The sequence below is a fragment of the Parafrigoribacterium soli genome (assembly GCF_040227235.1).
Taxonomy (GTDB): Bacteria; Actinomycetota; Actinomycetes; order Actinomycetales; family Microbacteriaceae; genus Parafrigoribacterium_A; species Parafrigoribacterium_A soli.
In genome coordinates, this window is record NZ_JBELNZ010000004.1 from 145,377 (window position 1) to 167,350 (window position 21,974).

The following is a 21,974-nucleotide window of genomic DNA, read 5'->3' on the forward strand; positions in this document are numbered from 1 at the left end:
TTATCGTGAACAGCTCAAAATAATGCCTATGCGGCGATGAGCCGCGTCGCCCCGCGATCGAACTCCTCGAGGTCGCCGGTCTCCCCCGCGCGCGCGGCCCAGCGGCCGACGACCCACTGGTAGAACAGGAATCCCGCGATCGCGAGCGTACCGATGCCGATCTTCACCGGCCACGGCCACGGCTGCCCCGTGACAAAGCCCTCGATCACGCCCGAGACCAGAAGCGACAGGATGAGGCCGATCGCCACGGTGATGAGCGCCCGGCCGCCCTCCGCGAGCGCCTGCGCCCGCGTTCGGGCGCCCGGGGCGATCCACGACCAGAAGATCGCGAGCCCCGCCGCCCCCGCCGTGAAGACCGAGTACAGCTCGAGCTGGCCGTGCGGGGAGATGTAGAGGAAGAAGGTGTCGAGTTGTCCGTTGTGCGCCATCAGGGCACCGGAAAGCCCGAGACTCTGCGCGTTTTGGAACAGCAGGTAGGGGGCGTAGACGCCCGTGATGCCGAAGGCGACGCATCCGGCTGCAAGCCAGGCGTTGTTGGTCCAGACGCGACCGAAGAACGAGGCCGAGGGATGCTCGGAGTAATAGCTCACGAAGTCGTGGTCGGCGTACTGCTGCTGTTGCGCCGCCGTGCCCAGGTGCGCGAGCACCCCGGGGGTGTTCAGCGCCCACACGAAATACAGCGCCGCGATGACGAGGGATGCCGCGGTCACCGCGAGGGACAACCAGCGGATGCGATACAGCGCCGCCGGCAGTTGCGCACCGAAGAATCGCGGCAGTTGGCTCAGCACGTTCGAGCCGGCCCCGGTGAACCGCAGTCGCGCCCGGGACAACGAGAGCGACAACCGATCGCCCTGCACGCTCTGCCCCGAGGTCGTGGTGATCGCGGAGAGCTGCGTCGCCCCCGCCTGATAGTGCTCGATCAGAGCGTCGGCCTCGGCCCCGCTGAAGCGGCGCTTCGCCGCGAGCCGGGCAAGCTCCTCCCACTCATCGCGGTGGGCGGCGGAGTATGCGTCGAGGTCCATCTGCTTAAATACTAGACATGGCAAGCCCTGCGGTGCCCGAAGCGGTTGTGCCCGCGCTGGCGCCCGCATCAACGTTTGCGAACGACGAGCTGATGACCGGCGAGGCCGTCGCCCTGCAACTGCGCCCGGCGAGCTTCGTGCTGCGAGCGACCGGCACCATCATCGACCTGCTCGCGTATATCGCCCTGTTCCTCGCCATCATGTTCAGCGCGTACTCGTTGCTGGCACCCGTGATGGATGACGCGCTCGCCGCCGCCGTCGCGGTCGCGTCGATCGCGTTCTGCACCGTCGTCGTGCCGACAGCGGTGGAGACGCTCAGCCACGGAAAGTCGCTCGGCAAGCTCGCGGTGGGTGCACGCATCGTGCGCGACGACGGCGGAGCCATCGGATTCCGGCACGCGTTCATCCGCGCCCTGGTCGGCGTGCTCGAACTCTTCATGACCGCGGGCGGAATCGCGGCATTCGTGTCGCTGCTGAACGAGCGCTCGAAGCGGCTCGGCGACCTGCTGGCCGGAACGTACAGCCAGCACGAGCGCGTGTCGAAGGTGACGCCACCGGTGTTCGGCGTGCCACTGGTGCTGTCCGAGTGGGCGCGAACGGCAGACGTCGCACGGATGCCCGACGGCCTCGCGCGCAGGATCGCCCAGTTTCTGAGACAGGCCGCCGGGCTCACGCCGGGCAGCCGCGTCCGACTGAGCCAGGAGCTGGCCGCCGAGGTCTCGCGGTACGTCTCGCCCGTACCGAACGAGAACCCCGAGCTGTTTCTCGCCGCCGTCGCGGCGCTCCGCCGCGACCGCGAATATCGCGCCCTGCAGCTGCAGAAGCAGCGACTCGACACTCTCGCACCCGTGCTGAGAGGGCTGCCGCACCAGTTCCCGGACCGCTAGGAGCGCCTCGGCCCCTGAGTCTGTCGAAGGGCCCATCCGCTTCGACAAGCTCAGCGAACGAGGAGCGCTTCGACAAGCTCAGCGAGCGAGCATCAGTAGCGGTAGTGGTCGACCTTGTACGGGCCGTCGACGCTCACACCGATGTAGGCGGCCTGCTCCGGCGTGAGGGTCGTGAGCTTCACGCCCAGCGCGTCGAGGTGCAGGCGCGCGACCTTCTCGTCCAGGTGCTTGGGCAGCACGTGCACGGCAACGGGGTACTGGTCTCCGCGCGTCCACAGTTCGATCTGCGCGAGCACCTGGTTGGTGAACGAGTTGCTCATGACGAACGAGGGGTGCCCGGTCGCGTTGCCGAGGTTCATCAGGCGACCCTCGGACAGCACGAGAATGCTGCGGCCGTTCGGCAGGCGCCACTCGTGCACCTGCGGCTTGATCTCGACCTTTTCCACCCCTGCGAGCGCCTCGAGCGAGGCCATGTCGATCTCGTTGTCGAAGTGGCCGACGTTCGCGACGATCGCGAGGTGCTTGAGCCCGAGCAGGTGATCGAGCGTGACGACATCCTTGTTTCCCGTCGTCGTCACGACGATGTCAACGTCTCCGATGACGGAATCGAGCGTGGTGACCTGGAAGCCGTCCATCGCGGCCTGCAGGGCGTTGATCGGGTCGACCTCGCTCACGATCACGCGCGCGCCCTGGCCCTTGAGTGCCTCCGCGGCGCCCTTGCCGACGTCGCCGTAACCGCAGACGAAGACGACCTTTCCGCCGATGAGAACGTCGGTGGCGCGGTTCAGGCCGTCGGGCAGCGAATGACGGATGCCGTACTTGTTGTCGAACTTCGACTTGGTCACAGAGTCGTTCACATTGATTGCCGCGAACTGCAGCTCGCCCGACTTCGCCAGCTCGTACAGGCGGTGGACACCGGTTGTCGTCTCCTCGGTAACACCCTTGATCTCCGCGGCGATCGTCGTCCAGCGGTCGGACGACAGGGCGAGCGAGGCACGAAGCGTGTCGAGCACGACGCCCCATTCGTGGCTGTCCGAGGGCTTCGCATCCGGAACCGCACCGGCGATTTCGAAGTCACGACCGTTGTGCACGAGCATCGTGGCGTCGCCGCCGTCGTCGAGGATCAGGTTGGGGCCGATCCAGTCCGCACCGGCAGCGGCGGCCTCGGCCGACCAGTCGAAGATCTGGGAGGTGCACCACCAGTACTCCTCGAGGGTCTCGCCCTTCCAGGCGAAGACGGGAACGCCGGCCGGAGCGTCGACGGTACCGGTCGGACCCACGGCAACAGCGGCGGCAGCCTCATCCTGGGTGGAGAAGATGTTGCAGCTGGCCCAGCGCACCTGCGCACCGAGGGCAACCAGGGTCTCGATCAGCACACCCGTCTGCACCGTCATGTGCAGCGATCCCGCGATGCGTGCGCCCGCGAGCGGCTTGCTCTCGCCGAACTCCTCGCGCAGCGCCATGAGGCCGGGCATCTCGTTCTCGGCGAGCCGGAACTGGTGCCGCCCGGCTTCCGCAAGGGAAAGGTCGCGAACTTTAAACGGAAGCGTGGTGGTCTCGGTCGTCATTGCCCCATTCTCGCAGAGTGGGGCGTCACGCGGTTTCGATACGCTCGCACCTCGCCACTCAACGCGCCTAAGCGCGCTACTGGCGGATGAGCGCCAGCACGCGGTCGCGCACCCGCGTCATCTCCGCGGGGGTCTGCGCCTCCACGTTGAGGCGCAGGAGCGGCTCGGTGTTCGAGGGGCGCACGTTGAACCACCACCACGGCTCCGCGGACGAGACGATGCTCGAGACGGTGAGGCCATCGAGCTCGTCGAAGTCCGCGCTGCCCGAATAGGCCTCGACGATGCGGTTGTACGCGGCAGGCACATCCTTGACGGTGGAGTTGATCTCGCCGCTCATCGCGTACGGCGTGAACTCCTTCGACAGCACCGACAGCGGCTGATCCTGGGAGCCGAACTCGGCGAGGAGGTGCATCGCGGCCAGCATGCCGTTGTCTGCGCCCCAGAAGTCGCGGAAGTAGTAGTGCGCCGAATGTTCTCCGCCGAAGATGGCGCCGGTGGCGGCCATCTCGTCCTTGATGAGCGAGTGCCCGACCTTGGTGCGAACGGCGATGGCACCAGCGTTCTCGATCGTCTCAGCGACGGCACGGGAGGTGATGAGGTTGTGCAGCACGGTGATCTCGCCCTCCGGCTGCAGCTTGCGCACCCGCACGATCTCCCGCAGCGCCACGATCGCGGCAACCGCGGACGGGTTCACCGCGTCACCCTTCTCGTCGACCGCGAAGCAGCGGTCTGCGTCGCCGTCGAAGGCGAGACCGAGGTCTGCGCCATGCTCGACGACGGCCTTCTGAAGGTCGACGAGGTTCGCCGGCTCGAGCGGGTTTGCCTCGTGGTTCGGGAAGCTCCCGTCGAGGTCGAAGTACAGCGGAACGATCTCGATCGGCAGCTTCGGCAGTCCCGCGGCCTCGCCGAGCACGGCCGGCACGGTGAGCCCACCCATGCCGTTGCCCGCGTCGACGACGACCTTGATCGGGCGGATGCCAGAGAGATCCACGAGTGCACACAGGTAGCCCGCGTAGTCGGCCAGCACGTCCGTCTCACGGTAGCTACCCGGGGTAGGCGCCGCGGGCACGCCCTCGGCGAGAAAGGCCTGGGCGCGGTCGCGAATGCCGTGCAGGCCGGTGTCGAAGCTGATGCCCCTGGCGCCGGCCCTGCTGAACTTGATGCCGTTATAGGTGGCCGGGTTGTGGCTCGCCGTGAACATCGCCGCGGCGGCATTCAAGTGTCCGGATGCGAAGTAGCTTTCGTCCGTCGAGCACAGCCCGATCGAGACCACGTTCGCCCCGCGCGCCTGCGCTCCCGCCGCGAAGGCTGCCGCGAACCCCGGGGACGAATCGCGCATGTCGTGGCCGACCACGACATCCTTGCCCGCAAGCTCAACCTCGTCGACGAAGGCCGCCGCGAGCGCGGTGACGACCTCGGTGGTCAGTTGTGACCCGACGAGCCCGCGAACGTCATAGGCCTTGATGAATGGAGCGAGATCGATCGGTGAGGTCGCGGGAGAAGTCATGTACCAAAATCTATCTCGCCCAGCAGCACGTGGCGAACGACCTGCCAGCCCTGGGGAACCGACATCCGCTCTGCGTGCCTCGCGCAGAGGTCGTAGCTGTGCGGCTCGGACTTCTGGCTGAGCGGGCCGAGCACCGCCATCGAGTCGGCGTAGACGTAGGTGAGCGTCGACACCGCCTCTGCGCTGCAGGCGACTTTGCTACACGGCCGGGACTCCATTTGCTTCCAGACTAGACGGCGGACGGCGTGCTTTAGCACCGGCACGCGAGCGCCCGCATGCACCGGCCCCGCTCGGACACGGCCTCCGGCGTAGGATTAAGACATGGCTCGACCCTCTCGCGGAACCCGCGCCGGCGCGGCGGGACAGTCCGTGCGCGCGGGCTGGCGCGATCGGCACGGCAGGGGCATCCGCGCCGCGGTCACGGGGCCCTACCTGCCGCTCCTGCAGACGAGGTCGGACATCTTCGAGCTGACCGTCGCTTCGACCGCCGAATATCTGAAGGACCTCTGGCCGGATGAGCTGGCCACCGTGAGCTTCGAAGTCGCCGGCCTGCCCGCCCAGCTTGGTTCGGCGAGCAAGGTGGATCGCTGGCTCGTCCTGGCGCCGCAACGCAGGATCATCCTGTTCCGCCTGCCCATCGAGCGGCTCGCCCGCCTGCACCACCGAGACGAACTACACCGCCGCATGATGATCGAGAGCTGCGTGTTCCGTGCCGTTGCCGAACTGCTCGGCAAGGACCCCTGGGATCTCGCACCGGAGCGCTTTCGCCACTTCTAGCGGCGGTGGAGGCTACCTGCGGTAGACGGTGATCGGCTGCGACGCGGGACCCGTGGGCGTCACGGTGAATGCCGCGAGTTCGTCGGCCGTGCCGTAGCTCACCGACGCCATCAGGCGATCGAAACCGCTCAACGCATAACTCACGCCGTTTCGCGCGGACATGGCGACTGCGGCGCCCGCGGGAATGGTGAGCCTATTGTCGGCCGCGGCAGGCTTTCCCGTCGACGTCGAGGTCTGCTTCACCGTCACGGTGGCATCGTGCGAGGTGGGATTGGCGAGGTGGAGTCCGGGTGACGGGCCGTCCCCGACCGCGATGAGTGCGCGCCGCTCGAGCGCCGGTGCGGCCGCGAACCAGGCGAAGTCGACACGCGCCGCGCTGCCCGCCGTCTCGGAGTAGCGGGAGGCACGAGCCGCGACGAGGATGGGCACATCCGACTCGGCCGTGATCGTGTACACGCCCGCATCGAAGGCCCCGAGCGAGGTTTCGCTGACCTTGCCCGCGTCGAGCGTCATGTTCACGTTCGTCGGTTTGGGCGCCGCGGACCCGGCCGCTGCCCCCGCCGGAGTCTCCCGCGTGATGGTGAGCTTGACGTGCGCATCCTCTTTTCCTGGCACAAAGGCGCGCAGCACGGAGCCGAGATCGTCGTATCCCGGTGCGTTGGCCCGGGCGGCGATCGACTCCGGATCGGCGAGCACGATACCGGGGATCACGGTGGTCTTGGTGGGCCCTGCGACGGCGCCGATGACATCCACCCCGCCGGGCTCCAGCGTGCGCACGATGGACTGCTGGAGGTTCGCCACCACGAGGCTGCCGCGACTCTGCACCCGCACGACCGGGGCGGCCGCACCCGGGGCGAAACCCGCGAGCGAGAGCACGCGCTGACCACCCGGCGGCACCACGATCCCATCCGTTCCCGCGGCCGTGACCTCGCCGCTCTCGGTGTAGATGGTGACGTCGACGGTGGCGATGACCTGGCCGGGGTTGCTCATGGTGAGGATGCTGGTGCGGCCGGTCGTGGTCGCACCGCCGACGAGCCAGGCGTCACCGCTGGCCTCACGGCACTCCGCGGCGGCGAGGCCGACCACGTCAGCACGGTCGACGGTCTGGGTCTGGCTGGCGGAGAGAAGCGGCAGACGTGACCCGGGCGAGTGTGTCGGCGGAAGGGTGATGCGCACGGGGGTGACGCCCGTGGTGCTGTCGGTGCTCTCCAGTTGGTTCGCCGTGGGCGCACCCTCGTTCGCCGCGTACTCCACGCGGGGCGTTCCAATCGACGACGCGGTGGTCGCACCCTCGCCCGTGTCGCTTCCGAGGCGCAGGATGGGCCCGGCACACACGCGCTGCTGGTCCGTGGGCACCGGCGTCACCGTGGTGGCGGACGGCGTGACCGCGATGCTCGGCAGCGGCAGCCAGCCCGCGGCGGCAACGACGGCAACCCCGATGACGACCCCGATGGTTCCGGTGAGAATGCGCGCCCCGACCAGCACCGCACCGCGAGCGCTGCGAGGCGCTGCCGGCTGCGCGACCTCGGACTCGGCGCCCGGCTCCGTCACCGCGTCCTCGGCACCGTCGATGTGCTCAGTCATCGTTTTCCTCATCGAAGGTCGTGGCCGGCTCGCTGAGCGGATCCCCTGCGCGCTGCTTGCGGCGGCGGCGGCCCGTGGGTATGCCGAGCAGCAGTGTCACCGTGAAGATGAGGCCCTGCCCGAGCAGGATGCCCGCCCCATAGGGCGTATCGGTGTTGCTGGGGTGCACAACCGCTGCGCTCGTCGGCGCCGTGGTGCGCCAGAGCGATCCGCTGTCTGTGGTTCCGACCGGTACGAGAAGGTCGTTTCCGTCGAGCGCCTGCGAGATGCGCTCGCGCACGGCGTCGTCGCCGTTCGCGCGCGAGAGGAGCACGAAGCCGATCCCGAGATCCCGCAGGTCCGCGGAGGCGTTGTACCCGCTGCGGGACGCGAGGTTTCCGGCGAGTCTCGCGAGGCGCGCATCCGATTTGCTCGTCGTCGTGGCCGTGGCGTGAAGCGTCGACTGGTCGTCGAGAGTGGTGCCGCTTCCGCGCTGCACATCGACGGTGATGCCGTCGTCGGCGTGCGGTGAAATGAGCAGGGTTCCGATCGACGGATGCGCTGCCGCCTCCACCGCGACGAACGCCGGCAAGAGGCGCTCACCGCTCGATCGCAGTTGCGAGATTCCGAGATACGCAGCACTCAGCAGCGGCACCGCGAGCGCACCCACGGTCAGGCTCACGAGAATCGCGAAGGGCGGCGCGATGGCGCGCAGCGCGTCGAGGGCGACCATGACGGCGCCCAGCAGTCCCAGCCAGTAGAGGCTCAGTGCCGCACCCGCCCACACCGGTGTCGCCTCGGCACCCACGCGGGTGATGACAATGTGCACGGCCGCGACCGCGCTCAGGTAGCCGAGCAGGGCAACGAGCATCGACGGGATCGAGCGCCTGGAGCCCGGCACGAACAGGGCGAGGATCGCGAGCACGCCGAGCGGCGCGAGCAGAACGGCCACGAGCAGCGGCGCGCCGGCGCCGGAGAAGCCCATCGCATCGAAGACGCCCTGCCAGCCGTCGAGGCCCGGAGCCGGCGCGGCGAGCGCGAGGTGCCAGCCGGAGACGGGACCGACGGCGGTGGGGACGCCGGGGTCGGCGAAAAGTCCGAAGGGGTTACCCCGGTTGAACTGCTGCAGCACGAGCGGCAGAAAGAGCGACGCGGCGGGAATGGGGATTCCGATGAGGCGGTGCGCGCTCTTCGGCTGGGCGAACAGCCAGGCCACCCAGGCGATCACCAGCGCCGGTGCGAGCGATGGCGCGGACGCCGTGATCGCGGCGAAGAGGAGCGCCGCCCCAGCGGCCGCCGCCCAGGATCGCGTGGCGTTGATCGCGCAGAGCACGAGCCACGGCACCAGCAGGTGCGCGAGGATGGCGCCGAGGTGACCCGTGGCGAGAGATCCCAGCAGCGGCGGGGCGAGCATCCAGAGCAGTGCGGCGATCGCCGGGAGCCAGCGACGCTGCGTCAGTCGCCGCGCGCAGAACCAGGCGCCGATCGCCGCGATCGGGAGCGCCAGCACGTAGACGAGCACGATGCTGAACGATGGCGCCCAGAAGGTGAGCGAACCGAGCACCGCGAGCACGTAGGCGAAGGGGTCGGATGGGCCCATGAAGCCGAGTCCGATGTCGCGCCAGCCGTAGCCGACGTTGCGCCACAGTTCGCCCGGTTCGGTGGAGAGCGGCAGCAGCCCGCCGCCGGTGACGGCCACGTTGCCGAGCAGAGTGCCGTAGGCCGCGACGCCGAGGATGCCCGCGACGATGACGATCCAGAGCCCGCCGCCAGAGATGAAGCCGACCCTCGCCTCGCGTTCAGCCGCGCGTCCCTGGGATCCGGTCGCGACCTCGCGCGCCTGCGCCCGCCGCTCGCGAACCTCGCGGCCGGGCAGGCGGAGCGGAGCAATGGCGCCCCAGCCGAGGGCCCGCGTGCGCCGCAGCTGCCTGCGCGCGGCACCAACGTGGGTCGCGCCGAATGCCACAGCGAGGGCGGCAGAGAACTCTCCACCGACCGCGCCAGGGCGTTTGGCAAGAAGCTGGCCGATCGCTCGCAGCACGGCGAGCGGCAGCAGGCTGAGCCAGTGCAGCGGGAGCGTCCATCCGCGCGCATAGACGAGACGCCGATGCAGCTGCGCCGCGCGTGCGGTGCGCATCCGGCGTCGCTCCGAGACGGACCGCCTGCCGAAAAGCTGAGGGCCGCCGGCGCTCGCCACCCGCGCGCCGGGAACGAGCGCAACCCGATGCCCTGCAAGCCGCGCCCGCACGGAGAAGTCGAGTCCAGCATCGATCGATGGAAGGCCCGGGTCGAAGCCGCCGAGAGCGGTCCAGACCGACCGGCGCACGAGCATCCCGGCCGCTGCGACGCCGAGCACGTCGTTGCGCGCGTCGTGCTGTGCCTGGTCGAGTTCGCCATCCACCAATTGAACGGATGCGCCGAAGCGGGTCATCGATTCGCCGAAGCTGGCGATGAAGTCCGGCTGGTCAGCGCGCATGAGCTTCGGTCCGGCGATGGCGACGGAGGGCGCCACCTCGAGGGTGGCGAGCAGCTGCGCGAGCGCATCCGGGGCGGGAGCGTTGTCGTAGCCGAGCAGCCACAGCAGATCGTTCTCGGATGCCGCTTCCGCGGCCACGTGCAGCGCCCGCGAGATCGCCTCGCCGAACGTCGTCTTCGCGCCGGTGGTCACGAACTGTGTCGGACCGTATGCGGCGAACAGTTCGGCGCTGCCGTCGTTCGAAGCGGCATCGACGGCGATCACGGTGTCGGGTTGCCTGGTCTGTTTAGCGAGCGCCGCGAGGGTTCGCTCCAGAGACGCCGCCCCCGTGCGGGCGACGATGATCGCGGTGACTCTCTGTTGCATTCCTACGAGACTATGCTCGCTCCCCCATCAGGCTCCCGTGACACGCTGCCGTCCGCGGCCTCGATGGCCGCGGGTCGAGTGCTCGCGCAGCGAGCGTATCGAGGCCTTCGAGCGTGCGACGCCTAGGCCCGCTTGCGCAGCTTGCGCCGCTCGCGCTCCGAGAGTCCGCCCCAGATGCCGAATCGCTCGTCGTTCTTGAGCGCGTATTCGAGGCACTGCGCGCGCACCTCGCAGGAGGCGCAGATCTTCTTGGCGTCACGAGTGGAGCCGCCCTTCTCAGGGAAGAAGGCCTCCGGGTCGGTCTGGGCGCAGAGCGCGTCGCTCTGCCAGGCCAGCGGATCGTCATCCTCGACCGGACGACGAACTCCGGGCACTCCCCTGCGGATCGGATCGACGAACCAGTCATCGGGAACGCCGACAGGCGGCCTCCCTGCGGTTTCGTTCGACTGGCCGGCGAGCAACCGCGCCGCCCGCGCCTGCGCGCTCCTCGCCCCGTAGGCTCCGGGCTCCTCAACGTTGAGCGCCATAGCACAGTCTCCCCTCCGCGAAACGTACGACTTGCGCAACGCGTTAGAGATAATTACACCGGTGTAGTTCCCCTGCGTCAAGTCGCAAATCGTAAAGCCTCAACTGTGCATCGAGGGTTGGCGACGCGCCGAGGATGCGTCCTCGCGTCCGGATTGTTGCGAAGCAAGCGCGCCGCAGGGGCGGCGCACACCTGTCTCGAGGGGCCTAGTCGGCATCCGCATTCTGCTCGGCCCGCCGTCTGGCATCCCAGGCGCTCTCGACCATCTCGCGCAGCGAGTGACGCATCTGCCAGCCCAGGTCGCGCGCGGCGAGTTCGCCCGAGGCCACGATTCGCGCGGGATCCCCGTCGCGCCTCGGTGCGATTTCGGGGGTGAAGGGGATGCCGGTGACCTCGGCCATCGCGGTCATGATCTCCGCGACGGAGACGCCGTCGCCGCTGCCCAGGTTGTATGCGGGCTCGAGGCTGTCGCCGGCCTCCAGGCGCTGCGCCGCGACCACGTGCGACGCCGCGAGGTCGGCCACGTGCAGGTAGTCGCGCACGTTCGTGCCATCGGGAGTCGGATAGTCGTTGCCGTTGATGTGCGGCGTTCGGCCGCCGACGAGCGCGTCGAAGACGAGCGGAAACAGGTTGTGCGGGCTCGTGTCGTAGACGGCGGGATCACCGGATCCCACGACGTTGAAGTAGCGCAGCGAGGTGTGGCGCAGGCCCACCGCCACGGCCTGATCGCGCAGCAGCCATTCGCCGATCAGCTTCGACTCGCCATACGGCGACTCTGGCCGCTTCGGCGTCTCCTCGGTCACGAGGTCGGTGTCGGGGGTTCCATACACGGCGGCGCTCGAGGAGAAGACCATGCGATCGACGCCCTGCTCCTGCATCGCGGCGAGCAGGGTGGCCGTTCCCGTCACGTTCTGCTCGTAGGTGTGCAGCGGGCGTTGCACGCTCACTCCGGCGTACTTGAAGCCCGCCACGTGGATGACACCCGTCACTCTGTGCTGATCGAGCGTCTCCATCAGCACCTGGCCGTCGAGGATGGAGGCGCGCACGAAGGGCACGTCCCCCGGAACGAACGCCGCGTGGCCGCTCGACAGATCATCGAGAACCACCGGATGCATCCCCGCGTCTCGCAGGGCCCGCACCACGTGTGCGCCGATATAGCCGGCGCCGCCGGTCACTAGCCAGGTCATGGACTCAGGCTAGCGCCTGCGCCCACGCTCGGGAGGCGGCTACTCGCCCGTCGTCGCGAGGAACAGTTCCCCGTTGCCGCTGAATGACAGGCGCCCCTCGTCCGGCGTGATGTACACCGACTCGCCGCGTCCCAGAGCAACGGATGACGCCGCACCACCGATCCACAGCTCGCCGGCCGTGCAGATGGCGATTCCGGGCCCCGTGAGCGCATAGCCCGCGTCGAGGTCCGCACCCGACACGCGCACTAGCACGAAGTCGGCGACGTCCGGCCGAAACACCTCGATGCCGCTCGCAGGAGCCGCCGCGGGACCAGGCGTCAGCCCATCATCCGAGGCGGAGGGGGTCAGCGCATCCTGCTGTGGCTCTGTGGTCGGGCCTGCGCCCTCGGCTCGCAGATACGGCACGGGCACCGGTGTGAAGTCGAGCACGCCGAGCAATTCGGGAACGTCGATGTGCTTCGGCGTGAGCCCACCGCGCAGCACGTTGTCCGAGGCGGCCATGAGTTCGACGCCGAGCCCGTCAAGGTAGGCGTGGATGTTGCCCGCGGGCAGGTAGAGCGCCTCACCGCGCGCGAGCGTCACCCGGTTGAGGAGCAGGGAGATCACGATCCCGGGATCATCCGGGTACTCGGCGGCGAGCGCCGCTGCGACCGCCAGGGAAGGTTCGGCCGAGAGCGGCGCGAGGCGCATCACCAGCGAGACGAGCGTCGGCACACCGGCGCCGCTCGAGATCAGCCATTCGAAGGTCTGCGGGAGGGCGTCATCCGAGGCGAGCTGGGCGAGAAGGTCTTCGAGCGGCTGAGGCTGCGGCTCCTCGGTGGCGGCGTCGAGATCGAGCAGCAGCTCGAGCAGGGCGCGCACCTCCCCGAGCGGTCGGAACCCGCACAGGGCATCGAAGGTGTCGCTCAGCGCGTAGATCAGCTCGGGCTTCGCCGACGCGTCGCGGTAGTTGCGGTGCGGTGCGTCGAGCGGGATGCCCAGGGCGTTTTCCCGCTCAAACCCGGCGAGCGCCTGCTCCGGGTTCGGGTGCGCCTGCAGCGATAGCGGATGCGCGGCAGCAAGGATCTTGAGCAGGAACGGCAGTCGCTTGCTCGACGCGAACCGCCCGAGAGCGGTCTGCGGGTCGGCTTCGATCCACTCGGCGATGGTGCGAGCACCGCCGACCGCAGACGGATCCACGATCTGGCTCGGTGACCCGGGATGCGCCCCCAGCCAGAGCTCCGCCTCCGGCCCGCCCGACGGCGTGTGCCCCAGCAACCCGGCGATGGCGGATGTCGAACCCCACGCATACGGGCGCGGGGTGTTGGTGATGGCTACGAACATGTGACCAGTCCTATCGAGGTGTGGCCGCACCCGGCCCTGGAACGAGTGTCACTTCGCCACAGTCGCACAATCGAGCGGAACCGTGTCGATCGCGGTCGGGTGCACCATGGGAGTTACGTCCGCCGCCAGCGTCTTCTCTCCCGGCTTGGCAGCAATGACGTCGTAGGTCACGTTTGCCGTCGCACCGGGCGGAAATATGACCTGCCGCTTGCCCACCGGATAGTCGGTGTCGTGCAGCTTCTTGAGGTTGACGGCCGCGCCATCGACGGTCGCACCGGTGATCGTCGAGCCTGGAGGGGCATAAAGGATGACGTCCATCCGCTGCTCTCCCGGTTTCAACTTTTCGTGCTTCCAGTTGCCGAGGATTGACGGAGATACCGACTTGGCCGCATTGCCGGGGATGGTATTGGTCAGGTCGATGCTTACTCGATAGTTCGCGCGGCCATCGGCACGACAGACTGCCTGGCTGAGGTGCACGCTCTGACTCAGGTAGTAATCCATTTTGGATCCGACGGCGTCTTGAAAGTACACCCCGACTCGATCCGTGGTCTTGTCGCTCTTGGGGAGTTCTCCATTGAGTCCCAGCTTGGCAAACTGCGCCTGCTCATCTTTGTGCGAGCTCCAGAACAGCAGGCGCTGTTCCGACCAACCCTGCACCATCGCGCCGATAAGCGCCTTGGCGTCGAACTTGCCGCCGGAGAGGTGTGCAAAGGTCGCTGAAACCGCCTCACTGTAGATGGCATTCTGCGCCACATTGTCCTTTTCAACGTTGCCTGAGTTGTAACGCTGGTAGACCTCGTTGAGCAGCAATGGAACGAGGGTCTTGTCGGTGAGAACGTCACCGCTAGTCAAAGGGATCGGCCCCGTTGCCCGCAGGAAGTAGCTCAGTGCGACGGGATCAACTGAGATGATGCCATCGGGTACTGCACCGAACTTGTCTTTCCACATGGCGCTGGTGATCGCTGCCGCCGAGACAAAGCTGGGGCGCACAGTTGCGTTTGCAATAAACGTTCCAAAAGCGTCGAGATATACCTCGGAGACCCCGTCTGGCACGGGAATCACCGATGAGTTGTACATCGGGAAATTAAGCAAGCCCGCGGGCACTGTCACCGGTGGCGAGATCTTGCCCTTGTCTATCGTGATCGATGCAAAGGAAAGCGCCGTGCCGCCAAGTGCCCTGGCCTCCGCATTGTTTTGGAACATCACGACGTAAGTACGCGGCCCGTCGGAGCCCATCGCAGGGGGAACAAGTGGCAGCACGGTCTGCGCAGTCTGCATGAGTGGTGCGACAGAATCCAGCAGCGTGCTCAGCTTTTCTTTAGCTGCGGACAGCTGGCTGATTGTCCCCGCAGTATCGATGTTGTCGACCGCCGTGGCCGCAGACTTTATTGCCTTGTTCGCGGTTTTCAACGGTGCGATTGCATTCTGAATCGGCTTGAGGTTGATCGCCCCATCCTTGGGCGCGAGCGACGCCGGCGTCACCGCCGAAGCGACCCGGATGAGAGGGCCAACCGCATGGACAACCACGTCATTCGTCACATCGGCGAGTTCTCGAACCACCGTGAGGTTGTGCCCGAGTGTCGGCACGAACTCCGCAACTCGCCAGATAGGGTCGCTCGTCAGTTCGTGTGCCTTCTCCGAATGCGCAACGAGTTTCTTGAACGTCTTGGTAGCACCCGGGATGTCCTGTTTCAACGCCTGCGTTTTCAATTGGCTGACGAGCGCCTGAGCGGACTCGAGCTCTGACTTCGCCTTTAACCCCCGCACTCCGACCCACGCCCCGCCGACCCCCACCACGAGAACAACAAACACGATCGCCCACAGCCACCACCGAGTGACGAGCCGACGCGCCTGCCGCATGTGCCGTGGGCCGGGGGCATGGTTGGGAACGTGCATTCGGCTATTCAAGCAGAGTAAAGCTGAGCGCTTCACGCGCTACCCAAACTCGCGGATTGCAGCCGCCATACGGGGCAACCAGACTATCGCTACAGCTAAATGTCCTCGCTCGCCAGCCAGACATGCTCACCGAGCCAGTCCCGCAAGCGACGATGGCAACGAACAAGCCAACGATCGCGTAGAGCCACCCCGGGCTATGCTCGGTCACGCCAAGATTCGTCGTCGCCGGAGAATATTGATCGCGACGCCGTTTAGCCGATGTCCGGGAGTTAATGGTGAAAGTTCTCGTTGTCGCTGGCATGTATGCAGGCGAAGGCGCTAACCCCTGGCTCCTGGATGATCTCAGCAGGGAGCTCGCAGCAGCGGGTCATTACGTTGACGTGATCGTCTTTGAGCCAACCAGAGGTCGCGCCCGGGGTCGCATTCCAACCGCTAGACCGCGACTGCGGGCATGGAGCGTGGGCTCGACGAAGAATCGCACGAGCACTCTGCAGAAAGTTCTTGGATACGTACAATCCGGGGCTGGGCTGCACTTCGCTGGATTTAACCTTGTTCGTCATTCAACGTATGACCTGTGTATTTACACATCTATTGCCGCTTTCAGCTGGGGGTTCCCTTCCCGCGTGCGAAAGCACACGATCGCGAAAAAACTCATGCTCATCCTCTGGGACTTCTTTCCAATTCACCAGCTGGAAATCGGGCGTATTTCTCGCGCTTGGCCGACAAAACCATTAAAAGCACTAGAGCGAATCGCGATCAGCCGAGCTGACGTCGTAGCGCTAATGACACCCGCAAACGAACGATTCTTTCGGAGTTACCATCCTGACCTGCGATCTGAGACGATCGTTATTCCGCCCTGGTCTTCGTCCGGGTCTGACGAGGCAACCGAGCGCCCAGCCAAGTTTGAGCGATTCACTGTCGTTTTCGGGGGCCAGCTAGCCAAGGGGCGAGGAGTCGATACCCTCCTTGCCGCTGCCGCCCTGCTTCAAAATACTGGCGAAGATATCGACATAACGATCGCGGGAGATGGGACCGAGCGCATGATGTTAGAAAGCGAAGCAGAACGCCTGCATCTCAAGCGCGTTGAATTCACTGGCGCACTTCCTCGTACCGACTACCGGGCTTTGTTGCAGCGAGCCCACGTCGGGTTAGCTATCACAGTCGCTGGCGTCACTCCTCCCTCGTTTCCCTCGAAAATTGTGGAGTACTGTGGGCTCGGTCTACCGGTAGTGGTCTGCGTAGAAGCGTCCTCGGACGCTGGGACAATTGTGGAAAACTCTCACGCGGGTATTAGCGTGCCCGTCGGCGATGCTGCTGGCGTAGCAAATGCAATTCGCACCCTTTATGCCGATTTCCATGATGGAATCTATACGCACTGGGAGAGAAGGGCCCGACGATTCTATGAAACTAAGCTTTCTACGAATAAAGCGGTCGAAAGAATCGAACAGTACGTAAAGGGCAATGCAATCAGCGTGGCTTAAGCTCCGCTTTCGGAATGCAAGGCACACTTGCCTAAGCACTGCGCGTTTAGCATTGCTGATCTCGACTCAATAATAAACGAGTGCCGACCAGCGCTATAGCGGTCAGGGAAACGCGATTGTCATCAGTAAGAGCCAAATTGTGGGCGACCGGAGCACGACTATTTGCGTGGATTCGTCGAACCCAAGGCGTTACCACATTCGAAGGCCGAGTGAGTTATTGGCTGCTTCTGTTGCCGATCGCTCTCATTTCTGCCTGGTGGGCTATCAGCTTTGTCATGTACGCGTCTGGGTGGCCAATTCCCTACACGAGACACAATCTATTGTTTGTTAGCCTGCTCGTCTTAGGCACTCTGTTGGCGACGGTCTTCGGCTTTTTTGTCGCCAAAGGCACAGCGGTTACCTCGATCACGCCGACCCAAACTGATCGCGTACCGCGATTAGTCCTCATCGGGGTTGTCTTGTCTCTCCTGCTGCTCATTCCTTTCAGCGAGATCTACTCGGGATTCCACCTGTGGCAGATCGGCGAGGCCCTTTTCAACCAGGGCGAGGCCTTCAGCGAGGGCAGCAAGAAGATCGCGGAAGGAACCAATTCTCGGCTGTTGTTCATCGCGATACAGGTACTCGCGACTCCGTTTACTATGTGCGCGATTCCGTTTCTGGCGCTGAGTTGGTTCGAGAGGCGAAAGCACTTACTTCTCTTTCTTGCCGCCATTGCTGTCCCCGTCACTTCAGGAATTCTCGTCGGTCGAGACTTCCAAGTAATTTCCGCAGCAGTCCTCGTCATCTGCTCTTGGCTAGTCTCAAGAATGCGCCGCAGGCTTTACTTTTCGTGGAAAGACATCGCCGTGCTTGCTGGCGCAGCAGCCTTGTACCTCGTCGTATTTGCGCTACGGAAGCTGTCCCGCAGCGGTGCGCCTTTGCTCAGCGTCTGTCCGCCAGGAGTGTCTTCCTGCCCCCCAACGGGCCCTCCAACTTTATGGGACTCAATTAGCGTGTATTTCTCGTCCTATGCAAGCCAGTCTTACGAAGGCTTGGGGCGTGCCCTCGACGGGCATTGGCAATTCGGTGGCGGCTATTCCCATTCAGGAGCTCTACGGCCGTTGTTCGACTCAATTCTCGGCGTACATCACTACGTCATTACCGACCAGTTGGTAAAGTTCAATTGGTCTGCTACGGACCTGTGGAGCACTGGACTCGCCTGGCTCGCAAATGATATTCCCTGGATTCTGGTGCCGCTGGTGGTCGCGCTCCAAGGCGTCTTTCTTGCACTTGTCTGGCGCAAGGCGATCGAGCAGGGTGACTGGCTCTCAGTGACGCTCTTTGGCTACACGTGGTTATCGCTGTTCTTTATGATGCAGAACCTACAACTTGCTATTAGCGGGCCGTTGTATCTTGGTTACATCGCTCTCGCAGTCATTTTTCTCGCCCGAGAAGTCCGCCAGAATTCATCGGCGCGTCCGCGACTGCTACGAAGACGTCAAGATGCTTGACAACTACGCGAACTGTGGTTCCAACGGGCCGCAGTCGACCGCGAAGGCGTTGCTCGACACCATCCGCAGGCAAGTTTGGCGACCAACAATTGTCTTTTTCTTCGCGGTCGAAATTCTCAAGCCCGGAGTCGTGGGCCACGTCTATATGACTTGGTCTGGAATGCGATTCAGCGCCTTTCGCTAGTTCAAGCGCCTATCCGACGTTACTCTTGGGTTTTTACCGCGGCGTGGCGGTGAAGCGATCGCGCAGTAATGGTGAACGTAGGGACCGTGGTAGTCGCGTCGGCAGGCGTCGGGCTTGAACGTTCCACGCGGCCCGAGCGGGCCCCTACGGCTTCTGGCATTCCACCTGTTAAGGCTGATTCGCTCGCATTACGCTAATCGCGAGAACGTGAAGTGAGAACGAATTCCACTTCGAGTTCTCAATAGCCGAGCCGCCGCGAGCGCATAGACAGCGTTCGCTGCCGCTCCAAACCACGCCACTCCGACCGCACCGAACTGCAAAGCCATCCATGCGCCCGCGCTCACCCAGAACACTAGTAGGGCAGCGCTTAAAATCAGGGCAAGAGCTTCCAAATCACACAAAAGCATCAACTGATTGACCTGCCCCAAGAGCGCGACCGCGAAGGCCCCCACGGTCAGTATCGCCAGGGGTGCAGCAGCGCCCTGAAAATCTCGCCCATACAACACAACGGTGATCGGCAGCGCTCCCAGCGAGAGTGCTGCGGTTGGCAAAAGTGCCCATGCGCCCACTTGGCGAGTGGCATGCGCACACAGTGCGTTCAACGCGGCCAAGTCTTTCTTCCAAAACAGTTGCGCGAATACGGGGGCTAAATACGACACTTGGAGGGATGGGACGAGCGATATCAAGTTGGCTAAACGAGCTGCCGCCGTGTAATAGGAAACATTGGCGAGCGTGCTCATAAACGAAAGCGCATACAGAGGCGCCCACGACAACACGTAGAAGAGGAGCGATGTGCCCATCATTGATGACATTTGCGGAATGCGACAGCGGAGGAACCTGACGAAGGCACCCGTAAGTTCCGTACTCGGCTGTCGTGGTATAGCACGCACAGATGAAATTGCGGCAGGCACCGCCCAAAGCGCAGTAATCCACGAGGCAGCGGCGAGGGTGAGCAGCGCAACCGCGAGGTCGAGGAAGCCCAATGCTTCGGCCAGCAGCAGGAACAAGATCGACAGACCAGGGATCGACCCGAGCTCTGCCACGATTCCAAGGGCCAACCGCCCCTGAACCCGGAGCACTGCGCCTGCGATGACTGCAAATGCCTGCGGAATGGCTGTTGCGGCGACTACAGGAAGCCAACTCGAGTCGAGGCCTGGCAGCGAAAACTTCGACAGCGCTGCTACAACAAGCGTTACCGCTATGCCTACGGCACTCGCCGTCACTGCTACTAGCGCGCTGTAAGTCAAGTCGGCTCGTACTCGTTGAGAATCACCACCACAAATCTTTAGAGCCAGGTTGTCTGCGCCAAAGCGACCAAATGTGGCGATGACCGCGATGCTCGTAAATGCGATGAAGTATGAGCCCGCGGCCTCGGCTCCGAGTAATCGGGCGACGATAATCGTCAGCAGGAAGCTCGTCAGAATTGAAATACCCCGCGCAACAACAGCGCGGGCCGTTGGGCCTGTGGCGAAACCTAAGACGCGGCGGATCAAGCGCGTGGAACTTTTCGAATACTACTTCTGGCGTGGTGGGTTCCTACCGTCGAGCGAATAAAACTCACCGCCCGTCGCGAAGCATCCGTACCGCGGTAATCCACCGGAATGGCGGCAGGCCCATCGGCTTCGAACTGGCTCAGAGTCATCGCGACTGAATCCAGGACGCTTGTCGCTTCCACCCCCGCTGTTATCGTGACACCCGTGTCGATCGCCTCAGGGCGCTCGATGGCATCGCGAAGCGAAACCGCGGGAAATCCAAGGAGAGAAGACTCTTCGCTGATGGTTCCACTGTCGGAGAGCACGAGCTTCGCCGACTTCTGCAGGCGCACGTAATCGTTGAAGCCGAAGGGCGCATGGAAGATCAGCTTGTTCTTGAGTTCATCCGACTGATCTTCAAGGCGCTTACGAGTGCGGGGGTGAGTGGATACCAACACCGGCAGGCCATAGTCATCCGCAAGTTGGCCCAGTGCGCCAAGTACCGAGGCGAGGCGCTCGGGATTGTCGACGTTCTCTTCGCGGTGAAGACTGACGAGAAAATAGCCTCCCGTTTCGAGGTTCTGTCGCTCAAGAATGCCGCTCGCGTTGATCGCATCCGCATTTGCTTCGAGTACCTCATGCATGGGCGAGCCGGTCAGCAAAATACGCGAGGGGTGCACACCCTCTGCCAGTAAATTGCGACGCGCGTGTTCCGTGTAGACGAGGTTGTAGTCAGAGATGTGGTCAACCATTCGACGGTTTGTCTCTTCTGGCACGTTCTCATCGAAGGATCGGTTGCCCGCCTCCATGTGGTACACGGGTATTTTCATCCGCTTCGCCATCAGCGCCGAGATGCAGCTATTGGTGTCGCCCAGCACGACCATCGCGTCTGGCGCCTCCGCCTTCAGCACTGCCTCGACCTTGGTCAGGATGGAACCCAGCACCGCCCCGAGAGAGCTGGTGTCTGCGTTGAGGAAATGGTCAGGTCTACGCAGCCCCAGGTCTTCGAAGAAGACCTCGTTCAGCTCGTAGTCATAGTTCTGGCCCGTGTGCACGAGCACATGGTCGGTGTATCGGTCGAGACGTTTGATCGTCGCCGCCAGGCGGATAATCTCCGGCCGCGTGCCAACAACGGTCATCACCTTCAGTCGATCAACCATAGTTACACTGTCTCCGCAATCGTGTCGGGCGCCGAAGGATCAAAAATATCGTTAGTCCAGAACGAGGTGAAAAGAGCGTCTGAACCTGTGTTCGTGATCTTGTGCGCCCACATGGTGGGCATGTCGACAGCCATGGGCTCATCACCAGTAACCGCGAACTCGTACAGGGTATCTGTGAAGAGTCGGCGGAGCGTTATCGTGGCCGTTCCCGCCAGGACCGTGAAACGCTCGATCTTCCTTCGATGAAAGTGGTCTCCGCGGCTGATCGACGGTGACGTCGTGGAAAAAGACGACTGGCCACTTCCCCCGTGCGAGCGAATGATCTCGAAGAACGATCCACGTGAATCGGCATGCCGCGTCAAACGGACGGGCGCTTGCCCAGGAAAGGTGTACGAACGGTATGTATTGAACAGGTCGCGGTCGAACTTGCTCGCCACGTCGGGGATTTCGCCACGGCGATAAATGGATGCAATTTCGCCGAGGCGACCGAGCAGTCCACTGACTGTCTCGCGAACGTAGGCCGCCTCATCGTCAGCCTCACCCAAGAGTAGGTCCGCAGCATCTTGAGCGTGCAGGAGCGTTAACTCCTTGTCGTGATCCACCGTGGGCACTTTCCCCTCGGAAAGCAGCTGACAGAACGTAGAGGTGACCGCGTTGTAATAAGGTCGCCCGTGTTCGCCAAACAGGTTCGGGAGGATCACATCGTGAAACTCAGCGCCAACTGCGCGCGCCGCAGCACCCAGCGTCGCGGCCGCCGCGGCCTTAGCGTCTCCGTAAACGCTTCCATTGGTCGCCTGCGTGGAGTTCGCAAACACCACAACGGCAGGAGGCTCCGAGGCGCGACGGAGCGCCTCAGCCATCTGGTCGGCGAAGCCCGCGTTCCCGTCCCTGACCTCGTCATCCGAGCCGCGATTGACGCCGGCAATGTGAAGCAGCCGTGATGTGCCGGATATTGACGCCGCAGCTGAGGCCAGGTCGAAACCCGAACCAACCTTGACGGGTCGGACCTCTGCATCGCTCTCACGAAGCGCCGCCCGAGTGTGCCAACCGAGAAACCCGTTCGCTCCGGTCATGGCAACTTCGGTCATC

General features: G+C 64.4%; 17 protein-coding genes. 4 read left to right on the forward strand and 13 right to left on the reverse strand.

Annotated features, from left to right (window positions below; all coding sequences use genetic code 11):
* Positions 1 to 26: 26 nt before the first annotated feature.
* Positions 27 to 1,022, reverse strand: coding sequence for a stage II sporulation protein M (locus tag ABUA37_RS12050; RefSeq protein WP_349899450.1), 996 nt, complete (start codon positions 1,020 to 1,022; stop codon positions 27 to 29).
* A 17-nt stretch (positions 1,023 to 1,039) separates the two neighbouring features.
* On the opposite strand from ABUA37_RS12050, the gene ABUA37_RS12055 reads away from it, so the two are divergent.
* Positions 1,040 to 1,909 (forward strand): RDD family protein, encoded by an 870-nt coding sequence (locus ABUA37_RS12055; protein ID WP_349899451.1) that lies wholly within the window; start codon positions 1,040 to 1,042, stop codon positions 1,907 to 1,909.
* A 92-nt stretch (positions 1,910 to 2,001) separates the two neighbouring features.
* Here ABUA37_RS12055 and ahcY read toward each other — a convergent pair whose 3' ends face one another.
* The 3 genes from ahcY to ABUA37_RS12070 all read right to left on the reverse strand — a co-directional run bounded on the left by ahcY (position 2,002) and on the right by ABUA37_RS12070 (position 5,202).
* Entirely contained in the window at positions 2,002 to 3,477 is a 1,476-nt protein-coding gene (gene ahcY, locus ABUA37_RS12060; RefSeq protein WP_349899452.1) for an adenosylhomocysteinase, read from the reverse strand.
* A gap of 76 nt (positions 3,478 to 3,553) precedes the next feature.
* Complete coding sequence (locus ABUA37_RS12065; RefSeq protein ID WP_349899453.1) at positions 3,554 to 4,984, reverse strand: phosphomannomutase/phosphoglucomutase; 1,431 nt, start codon at positions 4,982 to 4,984, stop codon at positions 3,554 to 3,556.
* On the reverse strand, positions 4,981 to 5,202 hold the full coding sequence (locus ABUA37_RS12070; RefSeq protein ID WP_349899454.1) for a DUF3499 family protein: 222 nt from the start codon (positions 5,200 to 5,202) through the stop codon (positions 4,981 to 4,983). The genes ABUA37_RS12065 and ABUA37_RS12070 overlap by 4 nt, the downstream gene beginning before the upstream one ends.
* A 103-nt stretch (positions 5,203 to 5,305) precedes the next feature.
* Here ABUA37_RS12070 and ABUA37_RS12075 point away from each other — a divergent pair, with 103 nt between their 5' ends.
* Positions 5,306 to 5,761: a metallopeptidase family protein gene (locus ABUA37_RS12075; RefSeq protein WP_349899455.1), complete on the forward strand. Its 456-nt coding sequence runs from the start codon at positions 5,306 to 5,308 to the stop codon at positions 5,759 to 5,761.
* Positions 5,762 to 5,773: 12 nt separating this feature from the next.
* Here the strand turns inward: ABUA37_RS12075 and ABUA37_RS12080 are convergent, their stop codons facing one another.
* From ABUA37_RS12080 to ABUA37_RS12105, 6 genes are all read right to left on the reverse strand, one after another.
* The gene (locus ABUA37_RS12080; RefSeq protein WP_349899456.1) at positions 5,774 to 7,345 is read right to left on the reverse strand and encodes a DUF5719 family protein; all 1,572 of its coding nucleotides are present in this window, start codon (positions 7,343 to 7,345) and stop codon (positions 5,774 to 5,776) included.
* Positions 7,338 to 10,166, reverse strand: a complete 2,829-nt coding sequence (locus ABUA37_RS12085) for a glycosyltransferase family 2 protein (RefSeq protein WP_349899457.1) — start codon at positions 10,164 to 10,166, stop codon at positions 7,338 to 7,340. Before ABUA37_RS12085 ends, ABUA37_RS12080 begins: the two co-directional genes overlap by 8 nt.
* A gap of 122 nt (positions 10,167 to 10,288) precedes the next feature.
* Positions 10,289 to 10,627, reverse strand: a complete 339-nt coding sequence (locus tag ABUA37_RS12090) for a WhiB family transcriptional regulator (protein WP_349899868.1) — start codon at positions 10,625 to 10,627, stop codon at positions 10,289 to 10,291.
* Positions 10,628 to 10,898: 271 nt separating this feature from the next.
* Complete coding sequence (gene galE / locus ABUA37_RS12095) at positions 10,899 to 11,879, reverse strand: UDP-glucose 4-epimerase GalE (RefSeq protein WP_349899458.1); 981 nt, start codon at positions 11,877 to 11,879, stop codon at positions 10,899 to 10,901.
* A gap of 39 nt (positions 11,880 to 11,918) precedes the next feature.
* Positions 11,919 to 13,202, reverse strand: a complete 1,284-nt coding sequence (gene manA / locus ABUA37_RS12100; RefSeq protein ID WP_349899459.1) for a mannose-6-phosphate isomerase, class I — start codon at positions 13,200 to 13,202, stop codon at positions 11,919 to 11,921.
* 48 nt (positions 13,203 to 13,250) lie between these two features.
* Positions 13,251 to 15,098 carry a DUF4012 domain-containing protein gene (locus tag ABUA37_RS12105; protein ID WP_349899460.1) on the reverse strand — a complete coding sequence of 616 codons (1,848 nt, stop codon included), beginning with the start codon at positions 15,096 to 15,098 and terminating at the stop codon, positions 13,251 to 13,253.
* A gap of 623 nt (positions 15,099 to 15,721) precedes the next feature.
* On the opposite strand from ABUA37_RS12105, the gene ABUA37_RS12110 reads away from it, so the two are divergent.
* Together ABUA37_RS12110 and ABUA37_RS12115 are read left to right on the forward strand one after the other, a co-directional pair.
* Positions 15,722 to 16,579 carry a glycosyltransferase gene (locus ABUA37_RS12110; protein WP_349899461.1) on the forward strand — a complete coding sequence of 286 codons (858 nt, stop codon included), beginning with the start codon at positions 15,722 to 15,724 and terminating at the stop codon, positions 16,577 to 16,579.
* A 353-nt stretch (positions 16,580 to 16,932) separates the two neighbouring features.
* Positions 16,933 to 18,069 (forward strand): hypothetical protein, encoded by a 1,137-nt coding sequence (locus ABUA37_RS12115; protein ID WP_349899462.1) that lies wholly within the window; start codon positions 16,933 to 16,935, stop codon positions 18,067 to 18,069.
* Between the two features lie 372 nt (positions 18,070 to 18,441).
* Here ABUA37_RS12115 and ABUA37_RS12120 read toward each other — a convergent pair whose 3' ends face one another.
* Genes ABUA37_RS12120 through ABUA37_RS12130 form a run of 3 tightly spaced genes read right to left on the reverse strand, consistent with a single transcriptional unit; the run spans position 18,442 to position 21,973 of the window.
* Entirely contained in the window at positions 18,442 to 19,746 is a 1,305-nt protein-coding gene (locus ABUA37_RS12120; RefSeq protein WP_349899463.1) for an MATE family efflux transporter, read from the reverse strand.
* A complete protein-coding gene (gene wecB / locus ABUA37_RS12125; RefSeq protein WP_349899464.1) occupies positions 19,743 to 20,885 on the reverse strand; it encodes a non-hydrolyzing UDP-N-acetylglucosamine 2-epimerase in 1,143 nt (380 codons plus the stop codon). The genes ABUA37_RS12120 and wecB overlap by 4 nt, the downstream gene beginning before the upstream one ends.
* Positions 20,886 to 20,887: 2 nt before the next feature.
* A complete protein-coding gene (locus tag ABUA37_RS12130; RefSeq protein WP_349899465.1) occupies positions 20,888 to 21,973 on the reverse strand; it encodes a polysaccharide biosynthesis C-terminal domain-containing protein in 1,086 nt (361 codons plus the stop codon).
* Position 21,974 lies beyond the last annotated feature (1 nt).